Origin of the sequence: Sphingobacterium sp. HMA12, assembly GCF_002933815.1 — a bacterium.
GTDB lineage: Bacteria > Bacteroidota > Bacteroidia > Sphingobacteriales > Sphingobacteriaceae > Sphingobacterium.
Genome location: NZ_BEYR01000008.1, coordinates 23306 through 46221, shown reverse-complemented (window position 1 = coordinate 46221; position 22916 = coordinate 23306). Strand labels below are relative to the sequence as shown.

Here is a 22916-nt window from a genome sequence, read left to right as displayed (position 1 = left end):
TCAATGGATATGAGGGTTTACCAATTGTTGCCTGACATAATTAACACTTGGCTTTCCGTACCATACCTGATCTCGTTAAGGAAAATTTCTTTCCCTTCATCCAAAGGAATAAGAGAGATGCCACGGCGTTCATATTCTGTTTCCAACGTCTGTGAAACCATGCCAGCACCTTTCCAAGGTCCCCAGTTGATCGAAATAACCTTTCCTTTCAAGCGTTTATTCAGTACATTGGCATAGTCATCCAATACACTGTTTGCTGCTGCATAATCTGTCTGACCTTTGTTGCCATAAACAGAAGCTATACTTGAAAATAAGACAACGAACTGGCAGTCTGAACGTAGTTGTTCCGCCAATACGCGTAATGGTTTTACTTTGGTATCAAAGACACGTCCAAAAGAACTGGTCGTTTTTTGTTTGAACAGTTTATCTTCCAACAAACCTGCACCATGGATAACACCATCGAGCTGTCCATATTGTTCATAAATCTGGTGGAGCAAGGCCGTTAATCCAGCCTCATCACAGAGATCCAATGATTCATAAACGACAGTATTTCCTAAGCGTTCCATATCGCGGATAGTCCGTAGGATCTGATTGTTCTTATAAATACGGAGGGTCTCTTTCTCAATTTGTGCTGGTGCATGGAATAGTCCTGATTGAATAAGATGAGCTCTGACCTGTTCCTTGGAGGTCATTGTTTCCAATTCTTTCGAAATCGGGATGTCTTTTCTTGGATCTGCAGACCTGCCCACAAGGATGTAAGTACAAGGGTAGGAGGCCGACATGTGTTTTACCAATTCAGAGGTGATACCCTGTCCACCGCCAAGGACAAGTACAACAGATTTTTGATCCAGTTGGATTTGCACTTCTTCGTTGCCTGTCGACAGTGGTGAAGGGATGATATCGACTGTATGACGTTGATCATTCTTGTAGATAACCTCTACGGTTTTATCGGTTGTCAAGATTTCTTTTAATGCGATTTCAGCGATCTGATCTGTTTCCTGTGGTGTGCTTAAACTGATCAATCGACAGCTGGTCTGTTCAAATTCACGAGCTAGACTTTTAAATAGTCCAGGGTAACCCTGGTAATGGCGTAAGGCATGTGTATCATTTGTTTTTGCTACATGTGCCGGAATATCGGAGATTAAATACACCCATTTGGCCCGGTCCAGGTCCATTTTTTTGATTAGATCAACTTGATCTATAATATTATGTTGTACTGTCGCTGAAAATATATCGGAGATAATCAGTCCATCGAAGACGGCAAGATCATTTTCCGGATTGACCAATTCCGCGATAGCACCATGTTTTTCGAGCATGGTTTTGATGGCCAGTGTCTGTTGTCCATGATCTGGAGCAATGGCAAAACGTTTGCCTTGCAGAATTTCGATATTCTGTGCTGAAACGGCGTCTGCAGGTGTCAGATCAAAACGAAGTCTGGACAAGAGGTTCTGTTCAGGGGTGGTGTCACTGACTTCACTGATCCAGGAAGCGAGACCGTTAAGGGTCTTAATAGCTGCCAGGGTTTCCATCAGATCTTCGGCATGTTCGAGATCCTCACCAAAACCGATCTTGGCTTTCAGTTCGGCAATGATTTCCACGCGTTTGATCGAGTCTATGCTCAGGTCAGCTTCCAGGTCCAGATCCAGCCCCAACATCTCTTTGGGATAACCGGTTTTTTCACTGACAATATCCAGGATCGCTGTCTGTAGTTCCGAAAGGGAGAATGAAGACCTGATTGCAGTTGTTGGTACTCCCTTTGGAACGCCTGCTGCCCCTGCTGGTGCCCCAGTTGCATCGCTGAATTCCGTCAACCAGGAAACCAGGCCATTTAAGGTTTTTATGGCGGCCAATTGTTCCATGATCGTGTCTTCATTTGCATGATCGAACTTTAGTGTTCCAAGTTCCGTACGCAGTGTTCCGATAATTTCGACCCGTTTGATCGAATCAATACTGAGGTCTGCTTCCAGATCCATTTCCATACCCAACATTTCATGCGGATAGCCCGTCTTGTCGCTTACCACCTGTAACAATAAAGTTTTAATGTCTTTAGTTGCTGTTTGTACGGCTGTTGCGACAGCGGAATTTTCGCTGAGTGTGGGTTGAACGACTATCGGGGTTGAACGATCTGCAGTCACATTTGGTGTAGGACTTGAATAGACCGGCATAGGTGCTACTTGTGGGTTTTGCCCCAAAAAGGAAAGCATGACATCACGTTGCGCCTGGATCAGCATTTTCATGCTGTTTAAATATTCTTGCAGCATACGTTCAGCAGCAGGTTGTGCAGCTGTTGTTGCGGTTATGGGATTGCTAAGGTTACTCATTTTAATGGGGCTTACTATTGGCAATGCGCCATTGGCAGGTAAAGGTCCCGTCGTTGGATGTGCAGCCTGTCCATTAACACGCCAGATAGCAGGGTTTTTCTTATATAAGTTTGGTTGATCTAGCTGGATAGGCTGAACCTGACGGTCTTCAAAAAGTTTACGGATAGTGAAATTGCGGCCGGTTCCCAAATATTGCGCAAGCATACAGAGGAGGTGCGTTAGTTTGTTGCGGTTGTTATCCTCCACATATAAGGTCAATTGATCGTGCTCCAGACAGGCTTTGGTCAGGCCCGTCAACACTTTACCTGGACCTACCTCAATAAATATCCGTGCGCCATCTGCATACATAGCCTGAAGCTCCTCAACAAAGCGGACAGGTTGAACCAGATGATCAGTCAGTCTTGCTTTTATTTCGGATACCGAAGTAGGATATAAGCTTGTTGTTGTGTTTGACCAGACCGGTAGTCTCATTTCTTGGAATGGAACATCCTTCAATACATTCGCATAAAGCTCTTTTGATCTAGCAACTAAAGGACTATGAAAAGCACAGGCAACCTCTAGCTTTTTAGCAGAGACACGTTCCTGTTTTAACAGTTCCATGAGTTTTCCGATAGCTACTGTGCTACCTGCAACAACACATTGTGTCGGTGAATTGTAATTCACCGGATAACAGCCTTCCACACGATTGAGGAGTGCCTTCAGCTGTTCTGCATTTGCGTTAACAGCAACCATGGTGCCTGGATCGTCATTTTCTACCGAATCCAGGATAGATTGGGCACGCTTGCTGCTCAGTTCAACTAATTGTTCTTCGTCAAATACACCAGCGAAACACAATGCCGGTAATTCACCATAACTATGGCCTGCCAGCATATCAGGGACGATACCCAATGACTGGAGGAATTTAGCTAAGGCTAAATCGACGATCCCCAAAAGCGGTTGGGCCAGACGAGTATCTTTGATGGTTTCCTTTTGTTTTTTCAAAGAATCGGCATCAAACGTCGTTGAAGGAAAGACCACTTTTTCCAGTTCAGGATACTGGGCGATCAGCTTTCGCATTGCAGGGAATACCACAAAGAGATCACGGGCCATATTGATACGTTGACTACCTTGTCCCGGAAATAAGAATGCTGTTTTACCTTCGCGTTTATTGACTATAAAGGTGTCTTTGCTTTCAATGCCAGATAACACCAATTCGATTTTCATCATCAGGTCTTCGGCTGTATCGGCAACAATGCTGAGCTGGATTTCTTTTTCAGAAGCAACAGCTAAGCTGTAGGCGATATCTTTTAGCGGGAGGCTATCGTTGATATCTAACAGTGCTTTTACCTGACCCAATTGACCCTTAGCTTCGTCGTAGCTTTCGCCACGGAAAACGAACAGTTCTGATGGCCAGGATTGCAATGCGATTGTGCTATCTTCCTGTGGATGATTTGCAATAACAGCATGGAAATTTGTTCCGCCAAAACCAAAGGCGCTGATACCAGCATAACGTCTTTTTTCTCCCCATAAACCAGTTTCAGCATGGAAAGCAAAAGGACTTGTTTGCGCATTATAATATGCATTTGGCTGTTGGAGGTGAAGTGTTGGTGGTTTTACACCATGAAATACAGCCAGGGAAGCTTTGATCAGACCCGCCAATCCTGCAGCACATTTTGTGTGGCCGATCTGGGTTTTGACCGACCCTAAATGCGTTTGTGCTGGTAAGGCACCTGAACGGCTGAATAAATTAGTCAACGCACTCAGTTCTGTTTTATCACCAACAACTGTTCCTGTGCCATGCGCTTCAACCAGACCAACGGATGCTGCGCTGATACCCGCTTGGTTATAGGCACGTTCCAGTGCGCGTACCTGACCGATTTTTCGGGGAGCGGTGAGGCCTAGGGCTTTACCATCACTGGATCCACCAACGCCTTTGATAACTGAGTAGATGCGGTCGCCATCGCCTACAGCATCTTCGTAGCGTTTGAGTACCAATATTGCTACCCCCTCGCCAAGGGCAATCCCATCCGCGTCACTGTCAAATGTGGCACATCGTCCTTTACGTGAGAGTGCATGTGTGCTGGAAAACATCAGGTAATCGTTGATCCCATTATGGAGATCCACTCCACCCGCAAGTACCATATCCGATTTACCGAGAATAAGTTCCTGACAGGCTAGATCAATCGCTGCAAGGGATGAGGCGCAAGCAGCATCCACTGTGAAATTTCGGCCACCAAGATCCAGTCTGTTTGTGATCCGACCAGCGATAACATTTGCCAAAATACCAGGAAAGGAATCTTCTGTGGTATGAGGCAATGCTTCCTTCACTTCTTCATGAAGTTCTCCGAATACCTGTTTGTAATATCCTCTAAAGCTATAGCTGTTGGCAAGGTCGTTGCCACCTTCTGCACCAATAATAACGGAAATGTTTTCGCGGTTGATTTGTTTTTCGCCATAACCAGCATCTTCCATGGCACGCTTCGCTACCAATAGCGTCAGTAATTGTGTTGGTTCAATGGCTGCGAGCGATTGCGGTGGAATACCGAAAGCTAAGGGATCAAAATCAATTTTCGGAATAAAGCCACCCCATTTTGAGTGCGATACGTCTGGCCCATCTGCGTCGGGTTTGTAGTAAATAGCCTTGTTCCAGCGTTCTTCAGGAACTTCGGTAACGCTATCTTTTCCAAGGATAATATTGCGCCAAAATTCTTCCAGATTTTTGGCTCCCGGAAAAATACACTCCATTCCAACAATGGCGACATCCAACGGTTTTTCGTTGGAAAGTGGTTCTTCCGGTAATATTGCTTCATGGATATACTGCTGATTGTCGATGCCGACATGTTGATGCAGAGCATCCAGGGAGATCACCTTGTTCTGCATGGTTGCAATCTGGCCGATCATATACATGCCCAGGTCCAGTTGTTCGTTTTTAGGGATATTGACCAGTTGATCTCCTTGGCGGTCTACACCTTTAGCTGCAATGCGCAGACGGCCGACGTTTAATTTTTCGAGTTTTTCCCAGACTTCTTTCTTATCCACACCTGCAGTCAATAGCTTGGACTTTTCTCGATTGAAGTGTTGTGCAAAAGCCGTATTTAAGCAACGGGTTTCATGCCCTGGTGCTGTCTCCAGCAGGACAGTATCCCTGGCTTGCATGGCTTGCAGCTGAAATTCTTCCTGAATTGCACCTGTACTTACAGCCTCTTGCGTATAAAGATATGCTGTTCCCATCAATACACCGACTTTTACGCCTCGGGCCGCTAAGGGAGCTGCCATGATAGAAACAAATGCTGTTGAGAAAGCATTGTGTATGCCACCGGCAAAGAAAACACTGATCTGTTCTGGATGATCCTCTTTTAAGATGCGTTCGATCTGTTTTTCCCAGAGCACAGTGCTCGAAAGAGGTCCAACGTGGCCACCGCATTCGCGACCTTCGAAAATGAAATTTTTTGCACCCTCCTTTAGAAACATGTCGAGCAGGGCAGGAGATGGTACGTGTAGAAACGTTGTTATGCCTGCTTTTTCAAATACCTTAGCCTGTGCAGGTCGACCACCGGCAATCAGTACAACGGGAGGTTTGGCTTCCAGGATATAGGCTGTCTGTTCTTCACGCAATTCCTGTGGTGCAAAGCCTAAGATACCCACTCCCCAGGTTTTGTTTCCAGCGAGTTGTTTGGTTTCTATAACCAAGGTTTTGGCCTGTTCACCACGGAGCAGGGATAAGGCAACAAAGGGAAGTGCCCCAGCTTCCGCTACGGCATTGGCAAAAGCAGGGACATCGCTGACACGGGTCATGGGACCCTGTGCGATCGGATAACGTAGGCCTAGTTGTTTCGCTAATACATTGTCACAGTCAATCGGCTGTAATGCTTTTGCCTGTTTTAAATGGCCGTACATGGCTTCCTTAAATCCAAAAATAAGCTTTTTCAGTGTTCTGAAATCTTCATAAAGATCAATGGCCAAGGAAATGTCTTGCCCCATCGGAATATAACTCGTAGCAGGATTCAGGTCGGTAAAATACGTTCTGAGTTCGGCCGTGTCAACTTCATCCGATAACGTCGGCGAGTTTGGTCGCACCAGCACGCGATGGTTGGCAATGATCTTGGTTTCCGTCCCGTTTAATTTTCCACAGAGCGTTTTGAAGTCCTGGGGAACCGAACATTCCGGAAACAGTGCAAGTTGGCTGTCCAACACTATTCCAGTGGCACCGAGGGATTTTGCGGCAGCAGCGATATGCAGACCTATGCCGCCCTGTACCCATACAGGTATGGACTGGATTTCTTTGATAATCCGTTGGAAGAGTACAAACGTGGATTCGTATCCAACGAGACCTCCGGCTTCATTCCCTTTGACAATAATTCCTTTTGCATCAAGTTTTTGGGCTTGTATGGCCTCTTCAAGACTGCAGACCTGATACACAATGGATAGGTGCGGGATTTTGGGGGCCGGAGTTCCAAAAGGAAGAATCACGACACTTACTTTTTCCGGAATCTGGAGGGACAGAAGTTTGTCATTGGGAAAATAAATTCCATAAGCAAATATAGCAGTCTGATCAAGTTGATTCAGTGCTTCCTGAGCGTAGGCTAAGTCGTGGCCCAAACTTAATACGGGAAATGCACCCGCTTGATGGAGTTTGGGTATGAGATTGACGTCAGGCTTTTCAAAAGGCGTTAATCCAATAATGGTTAAATTTTTCATGCATTGATGATCTTGAAAATATAATAGCAGGAGATCCCATAACAAATATCAAAATCTTAGTGGTTTTGATAGGAGGGTTGTTATGGTAGAATAAAAGTAGTTAATTTCTATTATATTTTTAATAATAAAGGTAATTTGATAATGATTTTTTAACAAAAAAGTAGTAAATGCTTGAGTATTATTAACCAAAAGGCTACAAATTTATTGAAATTCAACCTGAGGTCGCTTTTTTGTGCTGTGTTTTGAGAAAAATAAATATTTATTTTATGTTTGAATAACTAAAGGGATAATTTTATCTCATAAAGCTTTTTGAGTTGTGTTTTATAACAATAGGTTGTCATTTTTGATTTTTACATTATGTTATGCACGATCCTTTTTAGGCCTCCGTAAAGCGAATAAAGCTTTTTGGAATGTAATTATCCTGCTTCGCATATTGGTTTTATATTTAACTTAAAAGTTAAATATAAATAATCGTTAATATCTTTCAATAGATCAGCTGATTACTTTTATTTTACATTTATGCTTGCAAAGAATGCCTAATAAGCGTATATTTGTGCCACACAAAACAAAGGTGATACCTTTTCGGGGTGTAGCGTAGCCCGGTATCGCGCCACATTTGGGATGTGGAGGTCGTAGGTTCGAATCCTGCCACCCCGACTGAAAAGCTCTAACAAAAGTTAGGGCTTTTTTGTTTCTAGGAAGGATGAGAACCTACGACCTCTTAGGGACTATAAGGTTCGATCCGGAGGAGGCTCAGGGTCGTGTTTGGGCATTGGGTGGCTGAGCCAATCCTGCCACCCCGACTGAAAAGCTCTAACGAAAGTTAGGGCTTTTTTTGTTTCCAGGCAGGACGAGATCCTGCGACTTCTTAAGGAGCTACGAGGTTCGACCCAAAGGGTTCAGAGTAGTCTTTGGGCAAGGGGGGCTGAGCCAATACTGCCATCTGACTGAAAAAGTGTGATGTACATAACTTTTTTTTCATAGTCAACAACCAATATAATTTTCCATCTTGTTGAACAATACATAATCCACACCCTAGATTACGAGATTTCACCTTTGAGTGAGCGGTTTATTCAACTGTTGGAAGCCGAGGAATAGCGATTAAAGCTGATATAAAATAGACCGTTGTGCGATCTTTAATAATGGGGCTGCACTTGGGCAGCCCCATCGATTTGATCTTCTTTACTGTATGGCTATAATACCTTATTCTGCTTCAGAAACAACTTATAGTTGTCCTGATGTTCGAAATAGGCAACCTGACCTTCATTTCCGATAAGGACAATGTAGGCCTTTGCTTTATCTACTTTTGATCCAGTCTGTGGATCTATGGCATATCGTACGTTTTCATCTTTTGGGATTCTCTCTTTGCAATTTTCGCAACAGCCGTAATAGATCTTTCCATCCAAAGGTACCGCCATTTGCTTTTTGCCCATAAATTCGTCATTGACCATACAGACCATATCCTGCGGCACCTGTTGTCCTTTTTCATAACCAAATTGCTTTTGCGTTACAGATGGCAAAACCGGATTGTTGGTTGTATTTTCAGGACTGCCACAGCTTATTGTCAGCGTAATTAATAAAGCTGAAAATAGCATTGATCTTAAAATTTCCATATATTTTCTATTTAATACTTGTTCCTTCTGTGATTTCTTCGGTGGCCATTTTTATCAGTTGGTCGCCCTCCATGAGTTCGCCGAAAACTTCAATTTTATCATTGAATATTCTTCCCTTTTTTACCGGGATAAACTTTGCGCTTCCAGCAGTATTTTTGATGACATAGATTCCCATGTTGCCTTCGACCAATGCCGAACGTGGAATAAAGAAAGTTACTTTGCTGTTTTTAAGCTGAACTTTTGCTTCAGCGACCATAAAAGGTTTAAGATCCGGATCGTTATTGATAAAGTCCGCTTCAAACTTTTCGGATCGTAACTTCAGATCCAGTGTGCCGCTTTTTCGGGTTATTGTTGCTTGGAAGTTCTTCTCAGGAAGTGCCCTTACAGTGAAGTTGACTGTATCCCCTATGGCTACATAGGGAACATGTGCTTCCGGAACCGATAGATTTAAACGGAGCTTAGACGAATTTTGGATGACAAGCAAAGGTGTTCCACTCATGGGGCCTACATATGCGCCAATATCTGTGTTTCGGGATGTAATGATGCCGTTGAAGGGCGCACGGATAATTAAATACTGATTGATATCCTGTATTTCTGTATAGGCGGCCCGAGCGGCTTTTACACTGGCTTCGTCCGAAAGTTTTTGTGCGGTAATCTGATCCAGAGCATCGCGGGCAATAGCACCCTTAGTCTGGTTTGCCCGAAACATACGATCGTAATTGGCTCTTGTTGCAGTGTAAATTGCCTCTTGCGAAAGTATTTTGGCCTTTGCATTGGCTATTTGAGCCTGCAACTCGGGTGCTTCCAGCACCATAAGTATCTGCCCTTTGCTGACCTTCGAACCAATATCTACATGGATCGTCTTGACATAACTCTGCACCTTCGCAAATAATGCTGTCTCCTGATCAGGTTTTAGTTCGCCCGCCAGTTGTAACGGAACAGTAGGATTCATTTTGGCAATCGGGATGGTCATCAAAGGCATGGATCCTATTTTGGCGGCTTTTGGGGTTTCCTTTGTGGCGCCGTTGTTCTCTTTTGTATCTTGGTCGCATGCGCTAAATAATAGCGCAATTGCTGGTAATATGATTGACTTAAATTTCATAAAGAATTAGATTTTTGTTTTAACAAAATGAATGCTTTCCTCATCTTCAGGATCCAAAGAAGGCGAGGTTGTTGTTGCTTTGTGCTGTATCCATACAAATACCAGCGGGAGGACGATCAGTACGGAGAAGGTTGAAAAAAGAAGACCTCCGATAACAGCGCGGCCCAATGGTGAGACCTGGTCTCCACCTTCACCAAAACCGATAGCCATCGGTAACATCCCTGCAACCATGGCAATAGTTGTCATGATAATGGGACGGATCCGAAGCTTGGCTGCCTCCATGGCAGAGGTTAATGCATTCTGGTTTTTCAGTCGTAGCGATTCTGCATTATTGATTAATAAAACTGCATTGGCAATCGAAACACCGACAGACATAATGAGTCCCATATAAGACTGTAAGTTGAGTGTCGAACCGGTTAATTTTAATAGTACCAAAGCTCCTAAGATCACAAAAGGAACCGTAGAGAGAATAACGAGTGATATCCGAAAGGACTGAAAAGTTGCTGTAAGCATCAAAAAGATAACCACAACGGCAACCAATAGACCTGTAGCGAGATTACTCATCGTCTCATTCAATACAGGTGCCATCCCCGCGACTTCAATATTGATACCTTTTGGTAGCTCGCCCAAAGATGCAATAGCAGTTTGAATGTCCTGCGAAGCCTGTCCCAGATCTTTTTTATGCAGATTTGCGGCAACCGTGGTGTAACCCATTGTCCCCAAATTATAGCTTTCACCAAGTTCTTTGGTTGCTGTGATTGTTGCGACATCGCCCAGAACAGGACGGTCTGCATTCTTAGAAAGTGTTAAATTCTCCAGTTCTTCTTTACTGTTTAATATATTTTGTGGCGTTTGAACCTGCACATCGTAGGCAATTCCCATCATTCCACCAACCCAAAAATTCTTATTGGTATAACGTGTGGATGCGGTAGCAATAATCAGTGACTTTGCGATATCCTGTGCATCGAGTCCCAGTTGTGCCGCTCTTGTCCGGTCGATATTAATCTGTAGGGCCGGATAATCCATGGACTGGGGGATTTGTTGGTCGCGCAGGTAGTCGATCTCCTTTAACTTTCCGAGAAGTTTCTGCGCATACATGCGATTCATCTTTTTCATCATCCCTGAGATCCGGATCTCGATAGGTGTATTGGTGCCCTGACTCAGTATTTTCTCGGTAAGTTCAATGGGTTCGAAAGAGAGCTGTATCTCCGGCATCTTTTCATGAAAGTACTTTCTGAGTTCATCCTTTAGTTCATCCGAATTACCCTTGAGTTTCTTCAATGCCACCTGCATCAGGGCCTCGTGTGGCCCGGCATTGTATAAATAAATTGGGCTAACGGCGAAAGTGGAAGGGTGCTGACCGATAAAAACCGATGATATGGCAATATTATCAGGACCGACTTTATCTTTTAAAAGGGTTAGAAACTGTTTTACTTTCCCTTCGGTTACTTCGATACGCGTACCTTCAGGGGCTTTTATCCGTACCTGAAACTGACGGGAATTGACCGCAGGCAATACATCTTTACCAATTCCTTGATATAAGAAAAAGCATGCTACCAATGCAAAAATCAAACTTAAGCTTACGATTATCTTGTGTCGGGCGACCAGATTTGACAATAGATGCAGGAAGCGCTCGCGAAAACGATCAAACCAGTTTTTCTTGTGTGCAGGATTATGGCATGTTTCGGGATCATGTTTCATCATCCAATTGGCCATCACGGGTACAAAAGTCTGGGACAATAAAAACGAAACAATCATTGAAAACCCGATTGCCAGCGCAAGAGGCATAAACAATGCGCCGGGAATACCGGTCATCATAAAGGCAGGGGCAAATACGGCCAGAATGCAGAGCATGATCAAAAGTTTCGGAAAAGCAATTTCCTTACAGGCATCCCAGATCGCTTGGGCGCGTGTTTTCCCAAGGGCAAAATGCTGGTGGATATTCTCGATGGTTACCGTACTTTCATCGACCAATATTCCAATAGCCAATGCTAGTCCCGATAAGGACATGATATTGAGGGTCTGTCCAAATAGCTTCAAAAATAAAATACCAGAAATAATCGAAATAGGGATGGTCATAATTACAATCAGTGCTGCCCTGCGGTCGTTCAGAAATAGAAGCACCATCAGGCCGGTGAGGACAGCGCCCAGAATTCCTTCGATGACCAGGCTTTTCAGGGCATTGCTGATATAGACCGACTGGTCAAATTCGTAAGAAATGCTAACATCGTCAGGCATATTTCGCTGGATTTCGGGCAAGCGTTCTTTAAGTTTATTGACAACATCCAGGGTCGAAGCATTTCCTGCTTTAGCGATATTAATATAAACCGATCTTTTTCCATCAATCAGGGCATAACCTGTAGCGATATCAGCACCATCTTTTATGGTTGCCACATCACGGATGTATATATTGTCTACTGTGTATTTAAAGATTGGAATTTCCCCCAGTTCTTCTATTTTCTTTACCGTATTGTTTGTCGGTGTCAGATAGTTTTTGTCTTCGATATAGACATTTCCGGAAGGAGAGGTGATGTTATTTCTACTGATGGCTTCAACAACCTGCTCCGGAGACAGGTTGTGCGCCCGTAGTTTGTAAGGATCTATGTTTACTTCTATTGTCCGTGGACTTCCGCCAAAAGGTGGAGCTGTTGTCAGCCCAGGTATCTTTATTAAGAATGGTCGGGCACTGAAGTTCGCGATGTCCTGTAGTTGATTGTTGGTTTTCGTATTACTGCGAAAGACCAATTGGCCGACAGGTTGGGAGGAAGCATCAAAACGGATGATGAACGGTGGTGGTGCGCCTGGAGGTAAAAATACCTGCGAACGATTGGATAGTGCATTGATGGTTGCAATTGCTTCCCCCATGTCAATACCCTCATAGAAAACAATTTTCATGAGTGTCAATCCCTGGGTATTCTTTGATTCTATACTCTTAATACCATTGGTAAACAGGAGCATGTTGACGTACATTTTGGTGAAATAACCTTCCATCTGCTGTGGGGTATAGCCGTTGAAAGAGTGGGCTACATAAACGACAGGCAGATCCATTTCGGGTAGGATATCTACTTTGACATCTTTGGTCGCTTTGATACCAAAGAATAACAGGCCAATGACAATAACCATGATGGATATTGGTCTTTGCAAGGCAAATTTGATGATGTTCATAAAGGATAGATTTAAGAATGATGAAGGAAAATATTGAAATCACCCTGCGCGGCGGCTAGCAATAGTAAGGCCTGCCAAACATTATTCTGTGCAATTTCATAATCGATCTCGGCTCTATTTAAACTATACAATGCCTGGGTATAATCAACCAGGGTTGTCAGACCATTTTCATACAGTGCCTTATGCTGTTTGTAAGCCAGACTGGCGGCAGACAATTGAATTTCAGTCTCTTTGAAGTTGTCAATGGCATTTTTAAGCTGGGAATCGGCGAGGAGAGACTGCGCCATAAAATCTTTTTTATGCTTTTCATGTTCTCTTTGGATTGCCTGGGTATACAATTTTTGCTCTCTGTTCCTGGTATCAGAACGGAAGATATTAGTCAAGTTCCAGCTTAATGAAACGCCAAGCAAATAGTTTGCTCGGTTTATACCCACTCCTTTAAAATAATTTGAAGAGTATGCCGAGTTATCCTGCATATAGTTCCAATCGAAACCGGTTCCACGTCCTTGTAGTACGCCAAAAGCGGAAACAGAGGGCATGCGATTGGATTTTAGGATCTCCTCGGTTTGTATGCTCTCATTGATTTTGCTGTTTTGGAATAGCAGGAATGGATGTTTTTCTACGGAACTTGCAAGTGGCGCTACCGTGCTGTTCGGGATGCTGGTATTATAAGTCGTATCCAGTTGATATGTTTTAAAATCATCATTTAACAAGATGGCGAGTTGTTTTGAGTACTCCAGCTCCTTGTCATACGATTTGATCTGTAGGGATTTTGCATTGGAAACTTCCGCTTTGGCCAATTGAGCGTCCACTTCGGCGATTAACCCACTTTCCGCCCTAGCGGCAGTCATTTCATAAAATACCTGCGCGCGATCCAGATTTTTCTCCTGGACATATTTTATCCGTTGGCTCGCCAGTAGATTCAGATAGGCGGCACTTGTTTTTATTTTGTGCTGAAAGATTTCCTGTACAAGATCGGCCTCGGTTGTCTGTTCCTTTATTGAGCCGAGGATCACCTGATTTTTGATCTTTCCAAAGGTGTATACATTCCAGTTGATATTGGCAAAATAGAGCGATCCAAATGCGGCATTCCAATTTTGCTCCGCTAGGGGCATGGAAGTTGCGCCCGATGCAAGACCGCCATGGGCATACATAGGACCATGTTGGGCATTTATTGTTCCAAAGCTCTGTTGTGCTGCTAAGGTGAGATCCGGAAGATATTGTTGTTTTTGAAAGGCAGTATGCTGTTTTGCTGCCGATGCAACAAATTGCTTTGATTTTATCTGGTCGTACTGTTCAACGGCACGTGTGAGGGCATCTTCGAGGTTTAAGGTCTGTGAAAAGCCATGTAGGTTCATTCCACAGATTACACCCAATGATGCAATGAGTTTTAATTTCATCGAAAATAAAATTTGTTAGTAGACATCAAGAATTAAGGTGGTACCTGTTTAGGCACCACAAGCATTTACAAGATGTATGCTATCAAATTCGATAAGTACAATGAAGGATATAGAGCGGATTGCTCCAGATGGGGCTTTTTAAGGATAGATAAGTGAGGTGTTTGTCGTTATCGCTATTGACAAAGGATATATCAAATAAGGCTCCCAACAGTTGGTTGGGTATGGCCGAACCCCAAAATTTTACCGAAAAGTCAAAGTGAGATTGCTTTTTTATGCTGTCGTTGAGTTTGACCAGTTTGGACTGATGTTTACAGCAGTCTTTCTTTTTTTCGTTTAATTTCTTGTCCTTTGAAGAACAGATCGGGCAAGGTTTATTGTTGTCAGGGTTTTCGGTATTCGTCCAGCTGTACAGTTTTACAGCTGTTCCTTTGCAAATATGCTGGTACTGTGTAAGGCCTAAGGCCAATACCGAGTATATCATGGAAAGAAAGATGACGAGTAATTTTTTCACCTGTTTTTAATTTATCTGTTGAATTGCCGGTAAAATCGCCAGCATCATAGGGTGCTAGACAAATCGCAATGGCTTTACGTATCAGTGATGCAAATATATTTTTTCTTTTAAAGGGTTATTTGTACAATTTCATCAAAGTTTTATAACATTTCTCCAAGACTAATGCGAGGCAAATTTATCGGAGGTAACTATAGGGGGTGTTAGAGTTTGGTATAATACTTGTAAATGTACCCCCAAAAAATAAATTATGAGCACATTAAAAATGAGTTTTAAGAATTGGATGCTGCTATTGCTTGGAGTAATTGCGGTGGGAATGACTTCTTGCAGTAAGGAAACCGTTGATAATATTGGAAGGGATGCTGCACTGAATATAATTCGGACCGGGAATTGGGAACGCTGGACTAAAACCGTTTCAGGAAATAGTGTTGCTGAGTTAAATGTGACCCGTGAAATGATGGAGCAGGGCGAGACACTTAATTTTGATAAAGATGGCGCCTGGCATAAGAAAAAAGATAAATCTGCGGTAGCTTATGACTACAGTATGCCTGATTCAAAAACAATGATTTTTGATGGTGTTGAATATAAAATTCAGGAAAATATTGTTTCTACAGTATCGAAGCTCACACTGGTTAATCAGCAGGGGGCGATTAAAACCACCATGGTAATTAAAAGAAGCTGGTAATCTAGACGAGGTCAGATGGTCAGTAGCTAAATCTAAAATCTGCTGACCATTTATTTAAGGACATTTCGTTTGTAAATATATTGTTTATTGGTCTTTTTTAAATTATTTGTCAATATATCAGTTGGTTAAGCGTGTCGTTGAAAATAATTTTGAAAACAACATATTTTTAGTGTACTTTTGTGCCACACAAAACAAAGGTGATACCTTTTTCGGGGTGTAGCGTAGCCCGGTATCGCGCCACATTTGGGATGTGGAGGTCGTAGGTTCGAATCCTGCCACCCCGACTGAAAAGCTCTAACGAAAGTTAGGGCTTTTTTTGTTTTTAGGCAGGAAGAGAGCCTACGACCATTTAAGTTGCTATGTGTTCGATCCGAAGGAGGCTCAGGGTTGTGTATGGGCCTTGTGTGGTTGAGCCAATCCTGCCACCCCGACTGAGAAGCTCTAACGAAAGTTAGAGCTTTTTTTGTTTCTAGCCGTGGAGAGATTCTGCGACCTCTTAAGTTGACATGAGGTTCGATCCGTAGGAGGTTCAGCCACACAATGTTAAAGAGATTTCCGAATGATAACTTGGGTAGGATTGCGTTCGTTTAAAGTTTTCTTTTGAAGTATAGCCTTAGCTGCGGCTTTTCCCATCGCCCGAAAATCAGTAGATATTACCGTAATTCCCCCCTCAAGAATCTCTTTAACGTCAGTATCATTATAGGAAATAAGGCCTATATCCTCGCCCAATGTAAATCCATGTTTCTTTGCCAATTTAATTAAGGATACGTCATCCGAATCGTAGCGACTAAAGGTGATAAAGGCCGTATGCTTCTTAAACTTTGTCTCATTTACATCTGGAATAATGTCATAATTGATGCTTGATTCCTCACAGTACCGGACGAAACCTTTGATGACATGTTCGGCATGTAAAGCTTCGGGATGTGCAATCAATATAATCCTTTGATACTTTTGAATATTATTCTGCAATAAGGAAAGGCTATTATAAATATCGTATTCATAGTCCTGATAGATAGCCGTATAATTTCCGGAGAGTCCCAATTGATTGTAGTCGATAATAATCCGTTTGTTCGGAGGGATGAGATTGATGATCGGAGATGGGTCATCTTTCAGGAATGTAACAATAACAAAATGCGTATAGTTGTTGATGTTTTCGGTGATAATATTGCGAAAGACATTAAAGTTGTGATGATGAAAATAGACGTCGATCGCTGCGGTCCCTTTGGTCTCAACTAATAAAGATTGATAAATCTGTTCGCGCATGGTATTCATTTTATCCAGAAGTAACAGGATGCGATAAGAATGCTCCACCTGTTTTTTCTTTACATAATATCCTTTGCGATAGACAGACTCAATTATCCCTTTTTCGAGTAGATAATTAAGACCTTTCAAGACTGTCTCTTTGCTCATGCCGAGTTGGTCCTGCAATTGATTTAAAGAGGGAATACGGTCTCCAATATGTAGGTCATTTTTTTCGATCAATGCATGAATGTGATCTACTAATTGAAGATACTTCATGCGAGACCCGTTGCCTGTTTCGTTTGTAGTGGACATGTGATGAATAGTCATTTACGATAATAGAGTCAAACTTAGATAAACTTGTTTTTATATGCAAGTCTTGATATTATTCAGATAACGGAATAAGTTTGATGATTTTCTCCCCCCTTGAAGATATTCTCAAGAAGAAACTACATCTTTTTTTAATTTTTTTTTTGCAGGGGTAAATATAATTTATACTTTTATAAAAGCAAACCAGTCTAGACCAGACTAGATTGCGGCGGATAACTAATTATAAATACTATTATGACTCTATTTCATCTAAAGGCGGCTCTGCTTTTATTGGGGATTTTTTTTCTAACGTTGTCCTCCTTTGGACAACAGCCCACTTCTGTCAAAGGAAGAGTGATGGATGTGGAAGGGCTTCCTTTGGTCGGAGTTACAGTATCTAATCAGTATAAAACTGTAACAACTTCCACAGACTCATTGGGAAATTTTTCTATATCGCCCATCTCTCAAGGTGAATTGTTACTTTTTTCAATGGTTGGCTATGTTACTGTAAAGCATGCGGCCAGATTGGATCGTTCCCAGAATATCCAGCTTTCACGAAGCGAACAAATACTCGATGATGTTGTTGTCATCGGCTATGGGACAACAACCAAACGCGATCTGACGGGAGCTGTAGGTCAAGCTAATTTGACAGATATGCGTAAAGCCCCTGTCGCCAATTTCGAGGAAGCCTTAGCCGGTCGGGTGGCTGGCGTTAAGGTAAGTTCAAATGATGGACAACCAGGAGCGGAACTCAGTATCGTGATTCGGGGTAATAACTCGGTCACACAAGATAACTCTCCACTCTATGTCGTTGATGGATTTCCGGTCGAAACATCTGTTGGGAATACCATTAATCCCGAAGAGATTGAATCTTTGGAGGTGTTGAAGGACGCTTCGGCAACAGCGATTTACGGCGCTAGAGGAGCCAACGGGGTGATTCTTATTACAACCAAAAAAGGTAAAGTTGGAACCCCGGTCATTAACTACAACGGTTGGGTAGGACTCAATCAGATCCTAAAAACGCAAGAACTGCTAAATCCATACGAATTTGTGAAATATCAATTGGAACAGAATCCCACCCTGTATACAAATATATACCTAAAGGATGGTAAAACTCTTGAAGATTATCGCAATATGGAGGGAATCAATTGGCAGGACAAAGTTTTTAGAAAAGCTGTTACCCACAATCATTCTATAGCGATACGTGGGGGGACCGATCGTACACGATATGCAATCTCTGGATCATTATTGGATCAGGATGGGATAATCCTAAACAGTGGATTTAATAAATATCAAGGAAGAATAGTGCTGGATCAGACTATAAATAACAAATTGAAAGTAGGCTTGAATCTAAACTATACGGCCTTTAAACGGTATGGTACCGTGGTGTCAGAATCTCAGCCTAGCCCGACTGCGAGCCTGATGTATGGGCTCTGGGGGTTTCGGCCAATCACTGGAAATGCGTTGACAGATGCTTCTTTGATAGACGATCTTTTTGATCCGGATATGGACCCAAGCTTAGGTACCGATTTACGGATCAATCCTTATCTAGCTGTGCAGAATGAGTATAATCCCCTGTTCAGTACAAATCTTGTTGCTAATGGTTATCTGGAATATAAATTGGGATCGGAGTTGACGTTTAGGGCAACTGGTGGCTATACCCGTATAAACCAACGACGGGAAGTATTCTTTAACTCAAAATCCAGAGCAGGACATCCCTTTTCAAACAATAAAGTAAATGGTTCTATTTGGAATAATGAAGTTACTAATCTATTAAATGAGAATACGCTGTCCTATGATAAGAAATTTAATGGGGGGCATCGGCTAAAGGCGGTCGTCGGGTTCACTGTGCAAGATGTCCGAAATTATACCAACGGATTTACGTCCATCTTGGTACCCAATGAATCATTAGGTATTAAAGGCCTGGACGAAGGACAGATTACGATGGCGCCAGTGACTGACGCATCCAATGGACTGATATCCTACCTGGGGCGAGTTGATTATAATTATCGATCAAAGTATTTGTTGACATTGTCTTTCAGAAGTGACGGTTCCTCCAAATTCCCGAAATCGAATAGATGGGCCTATTTCCCTTCGGGGTCTTTTGCATGGCGATTGAAAGAGGAAAACTTTTTGAAACCGATCAAGATTATCAGTGATGCGAAATTGCGCGTTGGCATAGGTTCTACCGGAAATAATCGTGTATCAGAGTATGCATCACTAACGGCCTTACAGATGAATCCCGCTTCAGGCTACAGTGTAGGTAACAGTGCCGGTCAGGGAATGGTGCCGACGAATCTTGGAAATCCAAACTTAAAATGGGAGACCACCGTGCAAACCAATGTTGGTCTCGACCTCTCCATACTCAAGAATAGAGTGTCCCTTACAACAGATTATTATCACAAGGAGACACGTGACCTATTATTGAATGCAACCTTGGCTCCCAGTATGGGATTCCTGACAGGCTTCAAAAATATCGGTCGGGTATCTAACAGCGGAATCGAATTTACATTGGAGACCAAAAACGTGCAGACTCCAAATTTCTCATGGAGTTCAAGTTTTAATATTGCATTTAATAAAAATAAAGTCCTTGAACTCAATGAAGGAGAGCCGAGTTTGGCAACACGTGTCACCTGGGGAAATTTCAATAATGCATATCCCTATATCGCAATACCCGGACAGCCAATAGCCTTATTTTATGGGTATCTTTTTGATGGTGTCTATCAGTACGCAGATTTTGATCTCGTCAACGGAAACTACCTACTAAAAGCGGGGCAACCCAATAACGGAGTCCCCAGAGCAAGCATTAAACCAGGTGATATTCGCTTTAAGGATATCAATGGCGATGGGCAGGTTGACAATTATGACCTGACAATAATAGGCAATCCAAATCCAAAACATATCGGCGGATTTAATAATAACTTCAATTATAAAAACTTCGATCTGAATGTTTTTTTACAATGGAGCTATGGTGGGGATATCTTAAATGCCAATCGCATTGAGTTTGAAGGCGGAGATCCTGTCGCCCGTGGTTTTCTGAATATGTTTGCTTCTTTCGCTGATCGCTGGACGCCAGAAAACCAGACCAACGCACTATATCGTGTCGGCGGTCAGGGGCCAGCAGTTTATTCTTCCAGAACGATTGAGGATGGATCATATTTGCGACTAAAGACCTTGTCTTTAGGATATACATTCAGTACTGATCAGCTCCGAAAATTACGAATGAAATCCATACGACTCTATGTGGCTGCACAAAATCTAGTTACATGGACAAAATATTCAGGGCTTGATCCCGAAGTGAGCACCCGTCCTGGAGCATTGACCCCTTCGTTTGATTGGTCTGCTTATCCGCGCCCTCGTACGATGACTGTAGGAATTGACCTTAATTTTTAACCTAACCTTTGATCAAGATGAAACGCATTTTTATTTTTTCCATATGTATCGCTTGTCTAACCAGTTCATGTTCCAAATTGCTGGATAAAGAACCTGACTTTGTGACCACTGAAAAATATTTTCGAAATGAAAGCGAATTAATGAACAGCCTCAATGGGGTCTATAACAGACTGATCGATACCTATGGGCGGATGTACAGTCGTGGACTTTTCAGTTATCTTGTCGTTAGTGATGAGGCCTATTTCAAAAATATATCAATAAACAATATTCGAGTGATGGTCATGGACGCTGCCGATTTGGACATTACTAGACTATGGGAAACCTTATACGAAGGGATAAATAGGGCAAATCTATTATTGGAAAATGTTGATCGTGTGGAGATGGATATCACCAAAAGAAACGCCATCAAGGGCGAAGCACTCTTTATGCGCGGATATTACTATTATATATTGACCGATTTCTTTGGAAAAGTACCTTTAAAACTGTCCTCTACGCAGTCTCCCAACGACCCTTACCCAGCTCAGGCAACACTGGCGGCTTTGTATACGCAAATTGTGAAAGATATGCAGGAAGCCGAAAACCTGGTTCACGAAAGTGGAGTAGTGGCTAATGAAAGAGTGAGCAAAACAGCCGTCCAGGCCGTACTGGCCCGTGTGTTTTTAAAAATGGCAGGACAGCCTCTCAATGACCACGCTCGCTATCAAAATGTTATCGAATATACGGATAAAGTGATTGCTTCAGGAAAGCATCAGCTGAATCCCAATTATAAGCAAATATTTATCAACCATTCACAAGATATCAATGAACCGAAAGAATGTCTTTGGGAAGTTGGCATGTTTGGAAATAAGATCGGCAACATCGATCAGGCTGGTATGGTTGGTATTGAGAACGGTATAGAATGTCCCGATGAACGTATTGGATATTCGGGCGGAGCAATGCGGATTACAGCCAAATTATACGATTTGTTTGGTCAGAAAGATACGATGCGGCGCGATTGGAGTATTAGCCCCTACCGATTTGTGACTACTGCGGGAGTTACGCAAAAACAATATTATAGTGGAGCTCAACTTTATGATCGAAACCCTGGAAAATGGAGACGGGAATATGAGACTGGTACCAAAGTAAGAAGTGCCAATTCAACCAATTTTCCAATTATAAGGTATAGCGATGTATTACTGATGAAAGCTGAGGCAGAAAATGAGGTCAACGAATCCCCAACTACTGCCGCCTACCAAGCAATCAATCAAGTGCGTAGGAGAGCTTTTGGTAAGGCGTTAAATGAGGTTAATGGAGATAGTGATGCGCCTGGCGGAATGGATAAAATAGCCTTTCTGGACTATATAAAAGACGAGCGCCTGCGCGAATTTTGTTTCGAGGGTATCCGGAGACATGATCTCATTCGTTGGGGAATTTATATACCTACGATGAATGCCTTGGGACGCGATATTTCAGTCAATGCGCCCGCAGCACACCGGTATGGTGGTAATGCTGGCCTGAACACGACGGAGAGAAATGTGCTGTTTCCCATACCAAATACAGAGATAACCATTAATAAACAGATTGTCCAAAATCCAGGTTGGTAAATCTAGTGGATCAAAAAATAAATAGACACAGATGAAAATATCGATGATGTATCTCATGCTGGCCGTATTGTGTGCCAGTTGTATGAAAGAGGATATTGCCAGTGCCGATATGGAGGTCAGGACGAATGCCTCAAGTTACAAGGTAGGTGATACCGTTGTATTCCGATTTGAAGGAACCCCTGACAATATTGTATTCTATTCTGGAGAGAACGGACACAACTATGACTTGAAAGATCGCCTTTATGCGGATAACGATTTACAGGTAGATTTCAAAACACTCGTACAATGGGGTGTTATTTATGACAATCTAAAACTATTCGTTTCCAATAATTTTAGCGGAATATACACTAGAGAAGAGGTTGACAAAGCCACTTGGACCGATATTTCAGACAAAGCCGTTTTCTCCACAGGGCAAGATAATACGCCTTCCGGAACCGTAAGTCTAAAATCGTATCTCAATCCGGTTGACACGGGATCAACATATTTGGCATTCCGGTACACTGACTTCCAAAAGCCGCAACAGAACAGATGGGTCATTCGCACTTTTAATGCGGTAAAGGTATCGCCAGAAGGCGTGCAGACTAATGTTGCTACGATATCCAATGCGGGCTGGAATGCCGTAAGTTTTCTAAATGACAGTAAGGTATGGACGATTTCCGCAACGCAGCTATTGATGTATGGTGGTGTTGCATCCGATACCGACAATGATGATTGGGTGATTACCAAAGGTTTTAAAGTAAAGGAGTCCATTGCGGACAAAGGAATAGCACTAAAAAACATCAGCTCAAACCTGCGGGAATACAAATATGTATACAAGACCCCAGGTGTCTATAAAGCTGTGTTTGAAACCTCCTCCGACTGGTACAGTGGTCGTAAAGCAGGGTACGCCGAAGTGACAATAACCATTACACCATGATCGAT

General features: G+C 42.7%; 11 protein-coding genes and 2 tRNA genes. 6 read left to right on the top strand and 7 right to left on the bottom strand.

The window, feature by feature from the left end:
* Nucleotides 1-17: 17 nt before the first annotated feature.
* Nucleotides 18-6998, bottom strand: coding sequence for a type I polyketide synthase (locus HMAT_RS25505; RefSeq protein ID WP_104385666.1), 6981 nt, complete (start codon nucleotides 6996-6998; stop codon nucleotides 18-20).
* Between the two features lie 583 nt (nucleotides 6999-7581).
* Between HMAT_RS25505 and HMAT_RS25500 the strand changes: the two genes are divergently transcribed.
* Nucleotides 7582-7655 (top strand) — tRNA-Pro (locus tag HMAT_RS25500).
* Between the two features lie 536 nt (nucleotides 7656-8191).
* Here HMAT_RS25500 and HMAT_RS25495 read toward each other — a convergent pair.
* The 5 genes from HMAT_RS25495 to HMAT_RS25475 form a co-directional block, all read right to left on the bottom strand.
* A complete protein-coding gene (locus tag HMAT_RS25495; protein ID WP_104385665.1) occupies nucleotides 8192-8611 on the bottom strand; it encodes a hypothetical protein in 420 nt (139 codons plus the stop codon).
* 7 nt (nucleotides 8612-8618) lie between these two features.
* Nucleotides 8619-9713 (bottom strand): efflux RND transporter periplasmic adaptor subunit, encoded by a 1095-nt coding sequence (locus tag HMAT_RS25490; RefSeq protein WP_104385664.1) that lies wholly within the window; start codon nucleotides 9711-9713, stop codon nucleotides 8619-8621.
* Between the two features lie 6 nt (nucleotides 9714-9719).
* Nucleotides 9720-12878: an efflux RND transporter permease subunit gene (locus HMAT_RS25485; protein ID WP_104385663.1), complete on the bottom strand. Its 3159-nt coding sequence runs from the start codon at nucleotides 12876-12878 to the stop codon at nucleotides 9720-9722.
* Between the two features lie 11 nt (nucleotides 12879-12889).
* Nucleotides 12890-14278 carry a TolC family protein gene (locus HMAT_RS25480; RefSeq protein WP_104385662.1) on the bottom strand — a complete coding sequence of 463 codons (1389 nt, stop codon included), beginning with the start codon at nucleotides 14276-14278 and terminating at the stop codon, nucleotides 12890-12892.
* An 82-nt stretch (nucleotides 14279-14360) separates the two neighbouring features.
* Nucleotides 14361-14789, bottom strand: coding sequence for a hypothetical protein (locus HMAT_RS25475; protein WP_158656156.1), 429 nt, complete (start codon nucleotides 14787-14789; stop codon nucleotides 14361-14363).
* A gap of 247 nt (nucleotides 14790-15036) precedes the next feature.
* Between HMAT_RS25475 and HMAT_RS25470 the strand changes: the two genes are divergently transcribed.
* Together HMAT_RS25470 and HMAT_RS25465 are read left to right on the top strand one after the other, a co-directional pair.
* Complete coding sequence (locus HMAT_RS25470) at nucleotides 15037-15471, top strand: hypothetical protein (protein WP_158656154.1); 435 nt, start codon at nucleotides 15037-15039, stop codon at nucleotides 15469-15471.
* Nucleotides 15472-15681: 210 nt separating this feature from the next.
* A tRNA-Pro gene (locus HMAT_RS25465) sits at nucleotides 15682-15755 on the top strand.
* A 259-nt stretch (nucleotides 15756-16014) separates the two neighbouring features.
* On the opposite strand, the gene HMAT_RS25460 is transcribed toward HMAT_RS25465, so the two are convergent.
* On the bottom strand, nucleotides 16015-17025 hold the full coding sequence (locus HMAT_RS25460) for a GntR family transcriptional regulator (RefSeq protein ID WP_199768768.1): 1011 nt from the start codon (nucleotides 17023-17025) through the stop codon (nucleotides 16015-16017).
* A gap of 249 nt (nucleotides 17026-17274) precedes the next feature.
* On the opposite strand from HMAT_RS25460, the gene HMAT_RS25455 reads away from it, so the two are divergent.
* The 3 genes from HMAT_RS25455 to HMAT_RS25445 are packed head-to-tail and all read left to right on the top strand — an operon-like array spanning nucleotide 17275 to nucleotide 22911.
* Nucleotides 17275-20412: a TonB-dependent receptor gene (locus HMAT_RS25455; RefSeq protein WP_104385659.1), complete on the top strand. Its 3138-nt coding sequence runs from the start codon at nucleotides 17275-17277 to the stop codon at nucleotides 20410-20412.
* 17 nt (nucleotides 20413-20429) lie between these two features.
* Nucleotides 20430-21995, top strand: a complete 1566-nt coding sequence (locus tag HMAT_RS25450; RefSeq protein WP_104385658.1) for a RagB/SusD family nutrient uptake outer membrane protein — start codon at nucleotides 20430-20432, stop codon at nucleotides 21993-21995.
* Between the two features lie 31 nt (nucleotides 21996-22026).
* The gene (locus tag HMAT_RS25445; protein ID WP_104385657.1) at nucleotides 22027-22911 is read left to right on the top strand and encodes a DUF5017 domain-containing protein; all 885 of its coding nucleotides are present in this window, start codon (nucleotides 22027-22029) and stop codon (nucleotides 22909-22911) included.
* The last annotated feature ends 5 nt before the right edge of the window (nucleotides 22912-22916 follow it).